General features: G+C 69.9%; 15 protein-coding genes. 2 read left to right on the forward strand and 13 right to left on the reverse strand.

Features of this window, described 5'->3' with window-relative positions:
• The 13 genes from ACTMVF_RS41625 to solA all read right to left on the reverse strand — a co-directional run.
• Positions 1-806: lyase family protein (locus ACTMVF_RS41625; RefSeq protein ID WP_441276302.1), on the reverse strand; the 806-nt coding region annotated here is incomplete at its 3' end.
• A 180-nt stretch (positions 807-986) separates the two neighbouring features.
• On the reverse strand, positions 987-2,270 hold the full coding sequence (locus tag ACTMVF_RS41630; protein ID WP_302003136.1) for an NAD(P)/FAD-dependent oxidoreductase: 1,284 nt from the start codon (positions 2,268-2,270) through the stop codon (positions 987-989).
• Positions 2,271-2,312: 42 nt separating this feature from the next.
• Positions 2,313-2,978 carry a haloacid dehalogenase type II gene (locus ACTMVF_RS41635; RefSeq protein ID WP_441276303.1) on the reverse strand — a complete coding sequence of 222 codons (666 nt, stop codon included), beginning with the start codon at positions 2,976-2,978 and terminating at the stop codon, positions 2,313-2,315.
• Positions 2,979-3,022: 44 nt separating this feature from the next.
• The gene (locus tag ACTMVF_RS41640; protein WP_441276304.1) at positions 3,023-3,961 is read right to left on the reverse strand and encodes an aldo/keto reductase; all 939 of its coding nucleotides are present in this window, start codon (positions 3,959-3,961) and stop codon (positions 3,023-3,025) included.
• Entirely contained in the window at positions 3,958-5,412 is a 1,455-nt protein-coding gene (locus ACTMVF_RS41645) for an aldehyde dehydrogenase family protein (RefSeq protein WP_441276305.1), read from the reverse strand. Before ACTMVF_RS41645 ends, ACTMVF_RS41640 begins: the two co-directional genes overlap by 4 nt.
• Entirely contained in the window at positions 5,409-6,362 is a 954-nt protein-coding gene (locus ACTMVF_RS41650; protein ID WP_441276306.1) for a succinylglutamate desuccinylase/aspartoacylase family protein, read from the reverse strand. The genes ACTMVF_RS41645 and ACTMVF_RS41650 overlap by 4 nt, the downstream gene beginning before the upstream one ends.
• A gap of 38 nt (positions 6,363-6,400) precedes the next feature.
• Positions 6,401-7,792 carry an aminotransferase class III-fold pyridoxal phosphate-dependent enzyme gene (locus tag ACTMVF_RS41655; protein ID WP_441276307.1) on the reverse strand — a complete coding sequence of 464 codons (1,392 nt, stop codon included), beginning with the start codon at positions 7,790-7,792 and terminating at the stop codon, positions 6,401-6,403.
• A complete protein-coding gene (locus ACTMVF_RS41660) occupies positions 7,789-8,658 on the reverse strand; it encodes an ABC transporter permease (RefSeq protein WP_441276308.1) in 870 nt (289 codons plus the stop codon). Before ACTMVF_RS41660 ends, ACTMVF_RS41655 begins: the two co-directional genes overlap by 4 nt.
• Entirely contained in the window at positions 8,655-9,587 is a 933-nt protein-coding gene (locus tag ACTMVF_RS41665; RefSeq protein ID WP_441276309.1) for an ABC transporter permease, read from the reverse strand. The genes ACTMVF_RS41660 and ACTMVF_RS41665 overlap by 4 nt, the downstream gene beginning before the upstream one ends.
• A 2-nt stretch (positions 9,588-9,589) precedes the next feature.
• Positions 9,590-10,729 carry an ABC transporter ATP-binding protein gene (locus ACTMVF_RS41670; protein ID WP_441276310.1) on the reverse strand — a complete coding sequence of 380 codons (1,140 nt, stop codon included), beginning with the start codon at positions 10,727-10,729 and terminating at the stop codon, positions 9,590-9,592.
• Positions 10,722-11,825, reverse strand: a complete 1,104-nt coding sequence (locus tag ACTMVF_RS41675; RefSeq protein WP_441276311.1) for an extracellular solute-binding protein — start codon at positions 11,823-11,825, stop codon at positions 10,722-10,724. Before ACTMVF_RS41675 ends, ACTMVF_RS41670 begins: the two co-directional genes overlap by 8 nt.
• Before the next feature lie 107 nt (positions 11,826-11,932).
• Complete coding sequence (locus ACTMVF_RS41680) at positions 11,933-12,919, reverse strand: succinylglutamate desuccinylase/aspartoacylase family protein (RefSeq protein ID WP_441276312.1); 987 nt, start codon at positions 12,917-12,919, stop codon at positions 11,933-11,935.
• Between the two features lie 5 nt (positions 12,920-12,924).
• A complete protein-coding gene (solA, locus tag ACTMVF_RS41685) occupies positions 12,925-14,061 on the reverse strand; it encodes an N-methyl-L-tryptophan oxidase (RefSeq protein WP_441276313.1) in 1,137 nt (378 codons plus the stop codon).
• 279 nt (positions 14,062-14,340) lie between these two features.
• Between solA and ACTMVF_RS41690 the strand changes: the two genes are divergently transcribed.
• Complete coding sequence (locus ACTMVF_RS41690; RefSeq protein WP_441276334.1) at positions 14,341-15,087, forward strand: IclR family transcriptional regulator; 747 nt, start codon at positions 14,341-14,343, stop codon at positions 15,085-15,087.
• Positions 15,088-15,441: 354 nt separating this feature from the next.
• Positions 15,442-16,185 (forward strand): IclR family transcriptional regulator, encoded by a 744-nt coding sequence (locus ACTMVF_RS41695; RefSeq protein ID WP_441276335.1) that lies wholly within the window; start codon positions 15,442-15,444, stop codon positions 16,183-16,185.
• Positions 16,186-16,286: the final 101 nt, after the last annotated feature.

Genomic DNA, 16,286 nt, shown 5'->3' on the forward strand with positions numbered 1-16,286 from the left:
GCCTCCACCAGGTTGGCGGCGGTGACCAGCGGCAACCCGGTGATCTCGGCCAGGTGGCGGCGGGCGGCCTCGGCGTATCCGGCGGGGGCGTTGAGTCCGGTGCCGATCGCCGTGGCACCCAGGTTGATCTCATGGATCAACTCGACCGCCTCGGCAAGACGAGACCGGTCCTCGTCAATCATGACCGCGTACGCCGAGAACTCCTGCCCCAGCGTCATCGGCACCGCGTCCTGCAACTGCGTACGGCCCATCTTGAGCACATCCCGGAACTCGACAGCCTTGCGGGCAAAGGCGTCCTGGAGGACGAACATCGCCCTGAGCAGGCCCCGCACCGCGAACACCGTCGCGACCTTGACCGCCGTCGGATACACGTCGTTCGTCGACTGCCCGAGATTGACGTCCTCGTTGGGGTGCAGGTACTCGTACTGCCCCTTGGCCTGGCCCAGCAGCTCCAATGCCCGGTTGGCGACGACCTCGTTGGCGTTCATGTTGGTCGAGGTGCCGGCGCCGCCCTGGATCACGTCGACGACGAACTGCTCGTGCAGCTTCCCGGACCGGATCTCACGACAGGCGGCGACGATCACGGCCGCCTTCTCCGGCGCCAGCAGACCGAGCTCCTCATTGGCCAGGGCGGCGGCCTCCTTGACGGCGGCGAGGGCGTCGATGAGGTGCGGGTAGGCGGAAATCGGCGTCCCGGTGATCGGGAAGTTCTCCGTGGCGCGCAGGGTGTGAATGCCCCAGTACGCGTCGGCGGGGACGCCCCGGTCTCCGAGCAGGTCGTGTTCTCTGCGGGTGGCGGCGGTCATGGCTGTGCGGACCTTCTCTTGGAGCGGTTTCAGGCATGGCAAACGGGGCGCACCGCAGTCATCGGCGCGTTGGCCGCCACACGAACGTCTCCAAGGAGACGCGGTGTCCCGTAACGGCGGGGGGCTTCCCACGACCACTTCGCGGAAAGCCCCCGCAGTGTCACCGAGGTCGGCAGCGGCTCAGCGCAGGCGGTCCTTGGCCTTGTAGTAGGCGCCGCCGAACGGCAGGAACCAGGGGGTGCCGTTGTAGAAGGGGACGGGGACCTTGGGGAAGCCGAGTCCGCGCAGGGGGTTGGCCTCCGGCTTGCCGTCCATCATCTCGGCGACGGCACGGCCCATGTAGGTGGCCATCTGGACGCCGTGGCCGCAGTAGCCCATGGAGTAGTACAGGCCGTTGACCTCGCCCGCGTGTGGGAGGCGGTCCCAGGAGAAGCCGACCATGCCGCCCCACACGTAGTCGACGCGGACGCCCGCCAACTGCGGGAAGATCTCCGTCATCTCCTGCTTCAGGATGTCGCCGCTCTTGACGTCGGAGGCGGGGTTGGAAGGGGCGAAGCGGGCCCGGCCGCCGAAGGCGAGGCGGTTGTCGGGGGTGAGGCGGAGGTAGTGGCCGACGTTCTTGGAGTCGACCACCAGGCGGGCGTTGGGGATCAGTTCCTTGGCGCGCGCCTCGCCGAGCGGCTCGGTGACGATGATGAAGCTGCCGACGTTGATCAGCCGCTTGCGGAACCAGGGCAGGGCCTTGTCGGTGTAGGCGTCGGTGGCGGCCATGACCTGCTTGGCACGGATGGTGCCGTGCAGGGTCTCGACGAGGAAGCCACCGCCGGGGAGGCGGGTGAGGCCGGTGGCCGCGTTGCGTTCGTGGATCTCCGCGCCGGCGCGTTCGGCGGCCTCGGCCAGGCCGTGGACGTACTTGCCGACGTGCAGGGCGGCGCTGAGCGGGTCGAGCAGGGCACCGTGGTAGTAGTCCGAGCCCAGCTCGGCCTTCAGCTCGCTGCGGGTCAGGAGCTGGGTCTCGTGGTCGAAGTTGTCGGCCAGGTCGCGCTGGGTGGCCTTCATCGACTCGAAGTGCTGGGGCTTGAAGGCGACTCCGAGGCGTCCGGCGCGGTTGAAGTCGCAGTCGATCTTCTCGGTGTGGGTGAGTTCCTCGACCACGTCGACCGCCTCGCGGAACGCGTCGTAGAGCTCGCGGGCGCGCTCCTGGCCGTAGCGCTTGCGGGCCTCGCCGACACCGATGGTGATGCCCTGGGTGCACATGCTGCCGTTGCGCCCGGAGGCGCCCGAGCCGACCTTGTCCTTCTCGACGAGGACGGTCCGGGCGCCCTTGCGGGCGGTGTGGTAGGCGGTGGACAGGCCGGTGAGGCCGCCGCCGATGACCACCACGTCCGCCTCGTCGGGCAGGTCCTTTCCGGACCGGTCGGGCAGGGCGGGGGCGGTGTCGAGCCAGTAGGGGATCTGCTTCATGGCGTGCGTCCTCTGTGTTCTCTGTCCTGTGTCGCCGTGTCGTCAGCAGCCGAGCAGCTTCGGCAGACCCGTCATGTCGGTCAGCTCGTCGTAGGGCTGGTAGTCGGCGCTGCCGGGGCGGCCGTAGCGGTTGATCCACACGCGGCGCTTCAGGCCGAGGTCACGGGTCGGGATGTGGTCGTACTCCCAGCCCTGGGCGGTGTGGATGACCTGGGACGGCTCGACGCCCATCGTCTTGAAGGCGTGCTCGAAGGTCTGCCGGTCCGGCTTGTACGCGCCGGCCTGCTCGGCTGTGATGACGTAGTCGAAGTCCACGCCGATGTTCTCGACGTTCCGTGCGATGAGGTTGTCGTCGCTGTTGGTGATGATGGCGATCTCGTACTTGGTCTTCAGCGCGCGCAGGGCGTCCGGGACCTCCGGGAAGGGGCCGAAGGTGGGGACGGCCTCGACGAGAGCGTCGCCGTCGGAGGTGCGGTACTCCAGACCGTGCAGACGCATGGCCATCTGGAGGCTGGAGTGCAGGATCTCGTGGTAGGGGCGGTATGCCTCAAGGACGGCATGGAAGCGCATGACGCGGAAGTCGTCGAGGAACTCGTCGACGTCCAGGTTGTCCAGGTCCAGCCGGTCGGAGAGGACCTTGAGGGTGGTGGGGCCGAGCTGGAAGTCGACCAGGGTGCCGTAGGCGTCGAAGGTGACGATCTCTCTCATGGTGTTCAACCTCGGTTTCCGGTTCATACAGGGAGGGTGGAGGGTCAGACGATCCGCTCGCCGGGGGTGACGATCGCGTCGAGTGCGGCCAGGTCGGCCGCGTCGGGGAGCCAGTCGGCCGCCGCCGCGTTGGCGGTGACCTGTTCGGGGGTCATGGCGCCGCAGATGACCGAGCCGACGGCGGGCAGGGCGGCGAGTCCGCCCACCGCGACCTGGAGGAGGGTCAGGCCGCGCTCGGTGGCATACGAGGTGAGCGCCTCGACCCGGTCGAGGGCCGCGTCGGTCAGCCAGCCCTGCCGCCAGGACAGGCGGCTGCCGGGCGGGGGCTGTTCGCCACGCCGGTACTTGCCACTGAGCAGGCCGTTGGCCAGCGGGTAGTACGGCAGCAGGCCGATGCCGTGGCTCAGGCAGGCGGGGATCAGGTCGTTCTCCGCGCTGCGGTCGAGCAGGTGGTAGCGGGCCTGGGTGCTGACGAACGCCCCGGACAGGTCCTCGGCCGGCAGGTTGGAGCAGCCGATGTACCCGATCTTGCCCTCTGCCACCAACTCCTGGAGGGCGGCCACCGTCTCGTCGAGCGGCGTGACGCCGTCCGGCTCGTGGTACTGGAACACGTCGATCCGGTCGGTGCCCAGGCGACGCAGCGAGGCTTCGACGGCGTGGCGGATGTAGCCGCGGGCTCCTCGCGGGCCGTACAGATCGGCATCCCGGCCCATCTCCATGCCGAACTTGGTGGCGAGGACGACCTCGTCGCGGTGGCCCTTGAGGGCAGCCCCGAGGAGGCGTTCACCGTCACCTCGCGCACCGCCCCGGTCACCGAAACCGCCGTACATGTCCGCCGTGTCGAACAGCGTGATCCCGGCGTCGAGGGCCGCGTGGACGACGGCCTTCGTGCCGTCCTCGTCGAGACGGGAGCCGAAGTTGTTGCCGCCGACGCCCACCACCGAGACGGCCGGCCCGCGTTCACCGAGCGTGCGGTACCTCATGTCCGGCTCCCGAATCCGATGCAGACGTTCTTGGTCTGCGTGTAGCCGGCCAGGGCTTCGAGGCCCTTCTCCCGGCCCCAGCCGCTGTGCTTGTAGCCGCCGAAGGGCAGCTCGACACCGGTGCCGACGCCGGTGGCGTTGACGTAGACCTGGCCGGCCCGGACGCCGTCGGCCAGGCGCATCGCCTTGTCGATGTCGCGGGTCCAGATGTACGAGGCCAGGCCGTACGGGCTGTCGTTGGCGATCTCCAGAGCCTCGTCGGCGTCGTCGAACTCGATGACCGTGACGACGGGGCCGAAGATCTCCTCGCGAGCGCAACGGGCTTGGTTCGTCAGGCCGGTGAGGACCGTCGGCTCGACGTAGTACCCGTCCGCCAGGGCTGGGTCGGACGGCGCGCCGCCGCCGATCCGTGCGACAGCGCCCTCCTGCCGTGCCAGGTCCAGGTAGCTCAGGACCCGGTCGCGCTGCCGGGCGGCGACCAGTGGGCCGATGTCCGGGTCCGTCAGGCCGGGGCCGACGCGCAGGCCGGCGATCTTCTCGACCAGCCGGTCCAGGAACTCCTCGGCGCCGCGCTGGAGAAGCAGCCTCGTCCCCGCCGAGCACATCTGTCCGGCGTTGCTGAACGACGCCCCGAGGATCGCGGTCAGCGCCAGGTCGAAGTCGGCGTCGGCGAAGACGACGATCGGCGACTTGCCGCCCAGCTCGGTGACCGAGGGCACCACGTTGGCGGCGGCCGCCTGGGCGACCTTGATGCCGGTGGGCACGGAACCGGTGAACGTCACCTGGTCGATGTCCGGGTGACCGGCGAGGGCCGCACCCGTCTCGCCGTCGCCGGGGACCACGTTCAGGACGCCCGGCGGGAGGCCGCACTCCAGCGCGATCCGGCCGATCTCCAGCGGGGTGATCGGTGCCTCGGGAGAGGGCTTGAGCACCACCGTGCAGCCCGCGGCCAGTGCGGGGGCGGAACCGCGCGCGGTGTTCTGCAGCGGGTAGTTGAAGGGGATGATCTGCCCGGAGACACCGATCGGCTCGCGGACGGTGTAGTCGATCAGACCGGGGCCGAGGGGAATCGTCGTGCCGCCGAGCTTGTCGGCGACGCCCGCGTAGAACTCGAAGTAGCGGGCGGCGGCCTCGACATCGGCCTTCGCCTGGCTGAGCGGCTTGCCGACGTCCTGGCTCTCCAGGCGCGCCAGGCGTTCGCCCTGGTAGCGGATGGCCTCGGCGATCCGGTACAGGATCCTGCCCCGGTCGGCAGCGCGCATCCGGGCCCACTCGGGGGAGACGAAGGCCGCGCGTGCCGCCGCCACCGCCTGGTCCACGTCCGCCGCTCCGGCCAGCGCCACCTGGGCGAAGGCCGTGCCGTCCGACGGGTCGAGGACGGTGAAGGTACGGCGGTCGGCGGCGGGAACCTGTTTGCCGTCGACGAGGAGCAACCGCGTGTCGCCGCTCATGGCTGGATCTCTCCCTGCACCTCGCCGAAGATGACGACCTCGTCGCCGGGGCGGACGGTACGGATCCGGCGGACCCAGAGCACGATGCCGTCCTGCGGGGCGCGGACCTCCTCCAGCGTGTTGCCGTAGTGGTCCACGATGTGGGCGATCAGGTCGCCTTCCTTGCACGTCTCCCCCGGCTCGGCGTGTCCCAGGAAGAAGCCGCCGGCGGCGGAACGGGCGAAGGTGCCGGAGGTGGTCGTGTACTTCTCCCGCAGCTCCGCCTCGCCGTCGATCATCTTCAGCTGCCGCATGATGTTGCGGATCGAGTGGATGTGCAGCTCGACGTTGGCCTCGCGGTAGGTGCCACCGCCCGCCTCGATGGTGATGGCGGGCTTGCCCGCCGCGAGGGTGGGGTGGCGGACCGTGCCGCCCCACTTGCCGCCCTTCCAGACCAGCTCGTGCCCGGCCGCGAGGGCGAGGTCGGTGGCCAGTTCCTCGTAGCCGCCCTGAAGGATGACGAGCGGGGCGATCTCCCCGAAGGTGCCGCCGGTGTGCAGGTCCACCAGGGCGTCGATGGCCGGGACGACCTGCTCGACGAAGGTGGCCGCCAGACGGAGGGAGTACGAGCCGTCGGCGTCGCCCGGGAAGATGCGGTTGAGGTTCAGGTAGTCGAGGCCGCTGGTGCGGGCGGCCGCCTCGAAGGCCGGGGTGTTCATGCAGGGGATGCCGACGAGCGTGCCGCGCAGGGTGGCCGGGTCGACTTCGGCGAGGACGCGCCGGATGGCCTCCTGGCCGTCGTACTCGTCGCCGTGCACCCCCGCGTCCACGCACAGCACCGGACCGTCCTGGGCGCCGTTGACGACGATGACCGGTATGCCGAGCTCCACGCCGTAGCTGCTGGTGCCGACCGGGATGAGGCCCTGGGCGCGCTCGCCGGGGGCGACGGTCAGCGGACCGATGGAGTACATGAGGGTGGTTCCTTTCGAATGCGGGGCGGGTGCGGGTGTCACAGGCGGGCGGACGCCTCGGCGAGGGTCTCCGCGAGGATGTCGGCGATACGGTCGAGGAGGTGCCGGTCGCTGATCAGCGGGGGTGCGATCTGCACCAGCGGGGCGGCGCGGTTGTAGACGCGGGCCAGGAGTCCGGCCTCGCGCAGCCGGCGCGGAATGAGGTCGACGATCAGATCGGCGCGGGCCCTGTCGCTGAAGCCGCCGCCGTCGAGGTCGCCGACGAGTTCGCAGGCGTAGAAGAAGCCGGCGCCCCGGACGTCACCGACGATTTTCAGGTCTCCGAGGGAGGCCATGCGCGTCGCGAGGTGGTCCTGCAGACCGCGGACGTTCTCCAGGATCCGGTCCCGCTCCATGATCTCCAGGCTGCGCAGGGCGATGGCCGCGCTCAGCGGGTGCCCGGCGAAGGTGTAGCCGTGGTTGAGGACCGCGCCCGGCTGATTGATGACCTCGACGACGCCGTTGCTCACCAGAGTTGCTCCCATGGGGGCGTATCCGGCGGTGATGCCCTTGGCGACGGTGACGATGTCGGGGCGGGCGCCGTAGCGGTCGCCGCCGAACCACTCCCCCAGTCGTCCGAAGGCGGTGATCACCTCGTCGGCGACGAGGAGGAAGCCGTACCGGTCGGCGAGCGCCCTGAGGCCCGGCCAGTAGCCGTGGGGCGGGGTGATGCAGCCGCCGCGGTTCTGCACCGGCTCGGCGATCAGCATCGCGATGCTCTCCGGGCCCTCGGCCAGGATCGCGGCCTCCAGCTCGGCGAGCAGACGGGAGGTGTACACGTCGTCGTCGACGTACTCGGGGGCGAGGCCGAACCGGTTGGTGTTGGACACGAACCGGGTCTCGATCGCGCCCGGCCCGTAGGGTTCGCGCAGCCCGGGGTCGTCGGTCAGGGAGAGAGCCCCGATGGTCAGCCCGTGGTAGGCGCCGCGACGTGAGATCGCCTTCACCCGGCCCGGTTCCCCGCGCAGGGCGTGGTAGCGGCGGGCGATCTTCCAGGCGGTCTCCACCGCTTCCGCCCCGCCGCCGGAGAAGAACGTGTGCTCGACGTCGACGGGCGCGATCCGCGAGAGCCGCTCGGCGAGTTCGATGGCGGTGGGGTGCGCGGAGGAGGACCACAGCGGACTGAAGCACAGCTCGCGCAGCTGCTTGTCCGCCGCCTCGGCGAACTCGGGGGCGTAGGAGTAGCCGAGCTGGCAGCAGTACAGGCCGGAGAGACCGTCGATGTAGCGCCTGCCGTCGGCGTCGTCGACGTACGGGCCCTCGCCACGCTGGACGACGAAGAGGTTCTCGCCGTCCTGGCCGAGTGAGCCGTTGGGGGTCATGTTGAGCAGGAGGTGTCTGGCCGCGGTGGCGGACAGTTCACCGGTAGGTGTACGGGTGCTGGTGGTCATGATGCGGTCTCACTTCCGGCGGGGAGGCCCAGTCCGGGTTCTGTGGGCAGCAGGCCGTCCTGTTTGCCGGAGCCGCTGAGCTTGCGGACCACGCCGACCAGGGCAAGGGCCACGACGGCGACGGCGATGAGGATCGCGCTGACGGCGGTCACCGACGGGTCGACGTTGTACTGGAGGACGTTGAACACCTGCACGGGCAGGGTCACGGTGTCCACGGAGGACAGGAACTGCGAGATGAAGAACTCGTCGAAGCTGGTGATGAAGGAGAAGATGCCGGCGGCGACCATGCCGGGCATGGCCAGCGGGAGGGTGACCCGCCGCCAGACGGTCAGCCGGTTCGCGCCCATGCTGGCGGCCGCGTCCTCCAGCCGTTCGTCGATGCCCTTCAGGGTGGCCATGAGGATCATCACGGCGATCGGTGAGGCCAGCACAGTGTGGCCGAGAGCGATGGCGATCGGGCTGCCGAGCATCGCGGCCGGCTCGAAGAGCAGGAACAGACCGAGGGCGATGACGACCTGGGGGATCACCAGCGGGGCGAGGACCAGGCCGTAGACCGCCGACCGCAGCGGCAGTTCGCTGCGGACGAGGGCGGTGGCCGCGGTCATCCCCAGGATCAGCGAGAAGGCAGTGGTCATGGCCGCCACCAGGGCGCTGAGCGACAGTGCGGCGGGCCACTTGCTGCCGTCGGCGAACAACTGTGTGTACCAGCCGAGGGTCCACGCCTCCGGCGGGAAGGAGCCGAAGGCGTCCTTGCCGAAGGAGGTGACGACGATGACGACGATCGGCAGGGCCAGGAACAGCAGGATCAGCGTGGACAGGACGGCCAGGGTGATGCGTCCGGCCGGCGTGGAACGGAGTTCGATCATGACGCCGTACCCCGATTCCGAAGGGCCTCGCCCGCCGACTTCAGCAGCCTGAGCAGCAGCAGTCCGGCGAAGGTGAGGAGCAGCAGGATGATGCCGAGCGCCGAGGCGCCGTTCCACTGGTTCTGCTTCATGACCTGCTCGTCGATGAGCGAGGCGACCATGGTCTGCTTCTCGCCGCCCATCAGGGCGGGCGTGAGGTAGTAGCCGAGGCAGAGGATGAAGCACAGGACGCCGGCGTTGACCACGCCGGGGGCCACCAGAGGCAGGTAGACCCGGCGGAAGATGGTGATCCGGCCCGCGCCCATGCTCGCCGCGGCGGCCATCAGGCGCCGGTCGATGCCCTTCATCACCGCGAACAGCAGCAGCACGGTGTACGGCAGCATCACGGCGGTGGTGCCGATGACGACGCCGATCTCGTTGTAGAGCAACTGGACGGGCGCGCCGGGGACGTTCATGTCCGTCAGGGCGTTGTTCACCACGCCGTTGTCACCGAGCAGGATGATCCAGCCGTAGGTGCGCACCAGCGCGCTGATGAAGTGCGGGACGACCACCACGAGCATCGCCAGGCCGGCCCACAGCGGCTTGAGCCGCGAGATGGCCGAGGCCAGGACGAACCCGACGACCAGGGCGAGCAGGGAGGTCTCGGCGGAGATCCGCAGGGTCGTGAGCAGGATCTCCAGGTTCGCGCCCTGGAAGGCGTCGGTGTACCAGTGGAGGGTGAAGCCGCCCTCCTCGCCCTTCAAACTCAGCATCAGGGTGCTGAAGATCGGATAGACGAAGAGGATCAGGAGGTAGACGACGACGGGGGTGGCGTTGAGCAGGCCGAAGCGGGTGCGCCGTTCGGACAGCGCGCGGCCCAGGCCGCGCTTGCCCGGGGCGGGTGTGGGTGCGGCGGGCGCCGGGGTGGGTGCCAGTGCGGTTCCGGCCATCGTCATCCCCCGTGTTCCGCGTCCGGGAAGACGCTGACGTTCGCGGGGTCCGCGGTGAGGCCGATGCGCTCGCCGAGGTCGGGGGCTCGGCCGGCGGGCAGTTCCAGCCGTACGAGTTCGGTGGCCGCCCCGCCGACAGGGCGGACGGTGACGCGTACGAGCGTGCCGACGTAGGTGACGGTCTCGACGGTCCCGGTACAGAATCCGTCGTCGGGCGGACACAGGGCGAGCCGGCCGGGCTGGACCGCGGCACGGACCCGGGCTCCTTCGGTCCCCGCCTGCGGGCGGGCCTTCAGTACGCCGCCGGTGTCGAGGCGTACCAGGGTGTGGCCGGACGTCTGCTGCTCCACGCGGCCCGGCAGGAAGTTGGCGGCGCCGAGGAAGTCGGCGACGAACGGGGTGCGCGGGCGCTCGAAGAGCTCCTGCGGGGTGTCGAACTGGTCGATCCGCCCGTCCCGCATCACCGCGATCCGGTCGGAGAGGACCAGGGCCTCTTCCTGGTCGTGCGTCACGTAGATGACGGTCAGGCCGAGTTCCTGCTGGATGCGCTTGATCTCGGTCTGCAGCTGGTCGCGCAGCTTCTTGTCGAGGGCGCCGAGCGGCTCGTCCATGAGGATGACCGGCGGGCGGTAGACCAGGGCCCGGCAGAGCGCGACGCGCTGCTGCTGGCCGCCGGACAGCTCGCGGGGGCGGCGGCGGGCCATGGCGGACAGTCCCGCCATCTCCAGCGTCTCGCCGACCCGGCGGCGCTGTTCCGTCTTGGAGACGCCCCGCAGTTGCAGGGGGAAGGCGACGTTCTCCCAGACCGTCATGTGCGGGAAGAGCAGGTACTGCTGGAAGACGAAGCCCAGGCCGCGCTTCTGCGGGGCGAGGCGGGTCACGTCGTTGCCGCCGACGACGATGCTGCCGGAGTCGGGCTCGCAGAACCCGGCGATCATCATCAGGGTGGTGGTCTTACCGGAGCCGGAGGAGCCGAGGAAGGTGACGAACTCACCCGCCGCGATCTCCATGGAGACCTCGTCGACGGCCGTCACTCCACCGTACGTTTTCCGAAGCCGTGTCACGGACAGGGGCTTGCCGGAACCGGTCAGGTCGGCCGCGGAGGCCAGGGACAGCTCGGGCATCACGTCGATCTCAGGCATGCGTCCACTCCTGCCAGCGCTTGGACACGGCGTCCTGGTTCTTGATCCACCACTCGACGTCCAGGTCGAAGCCGGACTCCAGGTGCTCGGGCGAGCTGGCCAGGTTCGCGGCGGTGGCGGGCTTGAGCTTCTTGTAGGCGGCCGGCACCGACGGGGCCATCGGGTAGATCTCGGCGTAGGCGGCCTGTACCTCGGGCCGCAGCGCGAAGTCGATGAGCTGGTAGGCGGCGTCGAGGTTGGCGGCGCCCTTGGGGATGCCGAGGGCGTTGCTCTGCCGGCGGGCACCGTTCCACTGGTAGGCGAGCGGGGCGCCGCCCTTGATCAGGGCGTCCAGGCGGCCGTGCCACACACTGGAGGCGTCGACCTCCTTGCGGCCCAGCAGCACGCCGGGCAGAGCGCCGGTGTCCCAGAACTTGCGGACGTGGGGCTTGATCTCGCTGAGGACCTTGAAGGCGCGGTCCACGTCGAGCGGGTAGAGCTTGTCCAGCGCCACGCCGTCGGCGAGGAGGGCGAACTCCAGCTCGGGCAGGTCGGCGTCCAGGGCTTGCAGGGCGCGGTTGCCGGAGAAGGTCTTGGTGTCCCAGAAGTCGCCCCAGGAGGAAGGTTTCTTCCCCCCAAAGGCGTCCGTACGGTACGCCATCACGCTGGCCCAGTAGTTCTTGCCGACCGCGTTGGACGTCACCAGGGTCTTGGCGATGCCCGCGTTCTTGAAGCTCTTCAGCCGGTCGTAGTCGAGGTCCTCGGTGGCGTCCTGCTGCTTGAAGAGCACGAAGTCGGCCATGGAGTCGTCGATGACGTCGAACTGGGGGCGCCCCTGCTTGATCTGGGCGAGCATCTGGGCGTACTCGATGTTCACCACCTTGACCTGGATGCCGGTCTCCTTGGTGAACGGCTCGTAGATCGCCTGCTGGTTGGCGTCGCCGTACGAGCCGCCGCTGTTGCGGACCACGAGGGTCTTGGAGCTCTTGCCGCCGCTGCCGACGGACCGGCTGGTGCCGGTGCCGCAGGCGCTGAGCGATGTGGCGGCGGCGATGCCTGCGGCCACGCCGCCGACTCCGCGCAGAAACCCTCTGCGGTCTATCCGGACATCTCTCACCGGGTGCCTCCTGGTGGTGCGGTACGTGAGGAAGGGGAGCGTGGGGGTGCGTGCTGGTGGGATCTCGTTCTGGTGGTGCGGGGAGGGGACTTGCTGGGGTGGTGGGGTCAGTGGCCGCCGGAGTCCTGGGGAGCCGGGGCGGCGATGGCGGCGAGTTCGGCGCCGGGGGCGACGGTCAGTCCGTGCATGCCGTAGAAGATCCGGCCGGTGGCCGGGGAGAGGACCTTGTGCTCCTGGCCGTCGGCCGGGTCGATGACATGGCCGATGACCTGGCCCTCCGTCACTTCGTCGCCGGCGGTGAACTCCGGATACCAGAGGCCGGTTGCCTCGGCGGTGACGCCGGCGGCCCAGACCCATGCGCGGACGGCCGTGTCGTCCTGGGGCTTGGTGTCCAGGACTCCGAGCCGCCCCAGGACCCCATGCAGACCCTCGACGAGACGACGGGCGGTGTCCACGTCGCGTTCGCCGAGCTGGCCGGTCTCCACGAGGATCGCCGGGACGCCTTGGCGGGCGGCGGCCGCGTGACTGTTGCCGCCGTCGGCGTTCATTCCGAAGATGACGTCCTCGATGCCGAGCGCGCCGGCCATGTCCGCTGTCCGCACGTCCAGTTCGGGGTCACCGGTGAGGCGGTAACCGACGAAATCCGTCAGGACCTCGTCGATGCCGCCGGAGTGCAGGTCGACGTAGGCGTCGGCGCCGTCCACGAGGTTGGTGAACAGCCACGCCGCGAGACGTTCGGTGGGGCTGCCGTCGGGGTCGCCGGGGAAGACACGGTTGATGTTCACGCCGTCGAGCGGGGAGACGCCGAGGCGGCCCTGGTAGACGGCCGGGGGGTTGGCGACCGGGCAGACGATCACCTGACCGTGCACCTCGCCGGGCTCCAGCACAGCGGCCAATCGGGTGGCCGCGTCGACCCCCGTGAACTCGCCGCCGTGCACGCCCGCCGTGATCAGAACGCGGGGGCCGGGGTGGGCGCCGTTGACCAGGGTCAGCGGAATGTCCACGGTGAGGGTGCCGAGGTCGGCGGGGACGGTGCCACGGGTCTTGGTCCCGGGCTCGGCGCGCAGGACGCCGACCGACAGGGTGGCGGTCATGGTCGTCACGCCTCCGCTCGGTCGAGGGTGGAGATGAAGTCGATGGGCTGCGGCGAAGTGCCGTCCAGCGCCAGGTCCGCCGCGATGTCGCCGAAGGCGGGCGAGAGTTTGAAGCCGTGGCCGGAGAAACCCGCGAGCAGGACGACGTTCTCCGCTCCCGGCAGCGGCCCGACCAGCGGACGGCTGCTCTCGGTGTAGCCCTCCATGTAGACGGAGAGCCGGGTCGGATCGGGGTTCAGGTCCGGCATGTGACGCCCGATCAGCTCAGTGAAGATCTCCAGCTCCTCCGGGGCCACCTCTCGGTCGAGCCGGTTCGGGTCACCGGCCGGGCGGTGCAGGGCGCGGGAGAGACCGAGCTTGACGGAGACGCCGTCCGGGGAGGGCAGGCCGTAGCAGTGGGTGGGCGCCGTGCGGATGAAGGCGGGGCGTTCCTCGCCGAACCAGGCGTCGGTGGTGGGCACGTACCAGGCGCTGATGAGGCGGCGGATGTCCACCTCCCAGGGCAGTTCGGGGAGCAGGTCGTTCACCCAGGGGCCGACGGTGACGACGGCGGTGTCGAAGCGCTCGCTTCCGGCGTCGGTGCGGATCTCGACGCCGCCCGCGACGGGGACGATCTCGCGGACCGTGGTGTAGCGGTGGATGCGGGCGCCGAGCTCCTCGGCGCGGCGGGCGGCGGTCTGGATCGTCAGCTCCGGGCGGATGAAGCCGGCGCGGCGGTCGAGCACGGCCGCGTCGCCGTCCTCGATCCGGAACTGCGGGAAGCGCTTGGCGAGCAGCTCGGCGTCGAGCACCTCGTGATCGAGGCCGTGCTCGGCGATCGACTCGAGGACCGTGGCCATCTGGTGGTGATCGGTCGGCCCCATGAGCAGGCAGCCGGTCAGGCGGCGCAACTCACGGCCGGTCTCCTGCTGAAGCTGCTCCCAGAGGGCGTCGGCGTGCTGGAGCAGCGGCACGTACCGGGAGTCCTCGAAGTGGGCGCTGCGGAAGATCCGGGTCTCGCCGCCGGCCGCGCTGCGGTCGTGGCCCGGGGCGAAGCGGTCGTAGCCGACCACCTCGGCTCCACGGGCGGCCAGGCGCCAGGCGGCCTGGCTGCCCATCGTTCCGACGCCGACGACGGCGACGCGCTTCCTGGCAGCTGACACAGGGCTTTCCTTTCGTATCGCCGCGGCGCATGCTGGGCCCCCGGCGTGAGGCTGATCGATTCGAGGCGGTTTGGACGGGGCCGGACCCTTGGGCGGGACCACAGCTCGCAATCGTCCGTATCTCGTAGCTCCGGCTCACTTTCGCGGGATCTCCCGAAGCCGTGCCACATTGTGGAATGCTGTGCTAGAATCTGGCACGAGAATGACACCGGTACAGAGGGGAGTCAAGAGGGTGTCCGCAAAGAATTCCGAGGATTAACAGGGGGAAACCGGATGGAAATGAAGAGCGTCACCAGATCGCTGCGCATCTTGGAGGCGGTCGCCCAGCATCAGCCAGTGACCGTTGGCGAGCTGACCAAGATCTTCGGCCTGCCGAAGTCGACCGTGCAGCGCACCCTGGTCACACTGGCGGAGGCCGGCTGGCTACGGGCCAGCCGGAAGGACACCACGCGCTGGGAGGTCGGCGCCCGAGTGCTGGCCGTACGCCCCGCCGCCCTACAGGGGTCCAGCCTGTTCGCCGCCGCCCGCGAGCCCATGGTGCAACTGCGGGACAAGGCCAACGAGACCATCCACCTGTCGGTGCCGGACGCACTCCAGTGCATGGTCGTGGTGGACCGGGTCGACTGCGACCACGCCGTACGAACCTTCCACGCCATCGGCGACACCTCACCCCTGCACGCCACCGCCACCGGGCGCGCGGTCCTCGCCCACTTGCCGAAGCAGGACATCGAGGAGCTCATCACCAAGGGCCTGGAGCGCTACAGCGAGACGACACCCGCAGACCCCGAGGACCTGCGCGCCGAGCTGCGCCGGATCCGCACCGACGGTTACGCGGTCAACCGCAACCAGTGGCGGCCGGGCGTCTGCGCCATCGCCGCGCCCATCCTCGACGAGGACGGCACACCGCTGGCCACCGTGGCCATCTCCATGCCCGATTCGCGGTACGACGCCGACAAGCTGCCCGAGTGGGGCCGCCTGGTCGCCGACACGGCCGCGGAGATCACGGGGCGCCGCTTGGGCGCCTGAGCGGCGGCCCGACTTCGGCCCCGCATCGCCATGGGCCGGTTCCCACGTACGGGAGCCGGCCCATGGCCCGTTTCACGGCAGGCCCTATGCCCGGCCGGGGGAGAGTGCCGGGCACAGGGCGGCCGCCTCACGCGGCGGCGCGGTACGGCGCGTTCAGGGCGCGACCAGCGTCAGACGCCGCGGAGCATCAGAACAGCACAGTCCTTGACGTCGGTCCGACCGCCGGAGACATCAAGACGCGTGCCGCATTGTGGAACACCATGCTAGAATACGGCATGATCATGCCTGTGGCTCCAGAAGTGAGTCAAGAGGTCAGCACGATGAATCCGCAGAACTGAGGAGGCCCGGATGGAAATGAAGAGCCTGACCAGGTCGCTGCGCATCCTGGAGGCCGTGGCGCAGCACCAGCCGGTGACCGTGGGGGAGCTGACGAAGATCTTCGGGCTGCCCAAGTCGACCGTGCAGCGCACCCTGGTGACGCTCGACGAGGCGGGCTGGCTGCGGGCGAATCGCAGGGACACCACGCGCTGGGAGGTCGGCGCCCGGGTGCTGGCCGTACGCCCCGCCGCCCTACAGGGGTCCAGCCTGTTCGCCGCCGCCCGCGAGCCCATGGTGCAACTGCGGGACAAGGTCAACGAGACCATCCACCTGTCGGTGCCGGACGCACTCCAGTGCATGGTCGTGGTGGACCGCGTCGACTGCGACCACCCCGTACGAACCTTCCACGCCATCGGCGACACCTCACCCCTGCACGCCACCGCCACCGGACACGCAGTCCTCGCCCATCTGCCGAAGTCCGAGGTCGACGAGCTCACGGCGGGCGCACTCGAGGGTTACGGCCAGGAGACCATCACCGACCCCGCGGAGCTGCGTGCCGAGCTCCGCCGCGTCAGAGACCGCGGATACGCCGTCAACCACAACCAGTACCGCCCGGGTGTCTGCGCCATCGCGGCACCCGTCCTTGATGAGGACGGCACGCCGCTGGCCAGCGTGGCCGTCTCCATGCCCGACTCACGCTTCGACCCCGGCCGGCTCGCCGAGCTGGGGCGGCTGGTGACCGACACCGCGGCGGAGATCACCGCCCGCCACCTGGGCTGAGAGCAGCGGGCGGCCAGTACGACAGCACAGCGCTCCGGTAAACGCCCGCCCCCCAACCGGGCGGAGCAGAGGGCCGCACGTCGTGGCTTGCTTGTCAGCCG

The organism is Streptomyces sp. SD31, from assembly GCF_052068475.1.
Taxonomy (GTDB): domain Bacteria; phylum Actinomycetota; class Actinomycetes; order Streptomycetales; family Streptomycetaceae; genus Streptomyces.

Excerpts from the sequence above, each read along its gene's own strand:
- ACTMVF_RS41630 (WP_302003136.1), bottom strand. The coding sequence starts at position 2,270 with ATGAAGCAGATCCCCTACTGGCTCGACACCGCCCCCGCCCTGCCCGAC.
- ACTMVF_RS41635 (WP_441276303.1), bottom strand. The coding sequence starts at position 2,978 with ATGAGAGAGATCGTCACCTTCGACGCCTACGGCACCCTGGTCGACTTC.
- ACTMVF_RS41640 (WP_441276304.1), bottom strand. The coding sequence starts at position 3,961 with ATGAGGTACCGCACGCTCGGTGAACGCGGGCCGGCCGTCTCGGTGGTG.
- ACTMVF_RS41645 (WP_441276305.1), bottom strand. The coding sequence starts at position 5,412 with ATGAGCGGCGACACGCGGTTGCTCCTCGTCGACGGCAAACAGGTTCCC.
- ACTMVF_RS41650 (WP_441276306.1), bottom strand. The coding sequence starts at position 6,362 with ATGTACTCCATCGGTCCGCTGACCGTCGCCCCCGGCGAGCGCGCCCAG.
- ACTMVF_RS41655 (WP_441276307.1), bottom strand. The coding sequence starts at position 7,792 with ATGACCACCAGCACCCGTACACCTACCGGTGAACTGTCCGCCACCGCG.
- ACTMVF_RS41660 (WP_441276308.1), bottom strand. The coding sequence starts at position 8,658 with ATGATCGAACTCCGTTCCACGCCGGCCGGACGCATCACCCTGGCCGTC.
- ACTMVF_RS41665 (WP_441276309.1), bottom strand. The coding sequence starts at position 9,587 with ATGGCCGGAACCGCACTGGCACCCACCCCGGCGCCCGCCGCACCCACA.
- ACTMVF_RS41670 (WP_441276310.1), bottom strand. The coding sequence starts at position 10,729 with ATGCCTGAGATCGACGTGATGCCCGAGCTGTCCCTGGCCTCCGCGGCC.
- ACTMVF_RS41680 (WP_441276312.1), bottom strand. The coding sequence starts at position 12,919 with ATGACCGCCACCCTGTCGGTCGGCGTCCTGCGCGCCGAGCCCGGGACC.
- ACTMVF_RS41690 (WP_441276334.1), top strand. The coding sequence starts at position 14,341 with ATGAAGAGCGTCACCAGATCGCTGCGCATCTTGGAGGCGGTCGCCCAG.
- ACTMVF_RS41695 (WP_441276335.1), top strand. The coding sequence starts at position 15,442 with ATGAAGAGCCTGACCAGGTCGCTGCGCATCCTGGAGGCCGTGGCGCAG.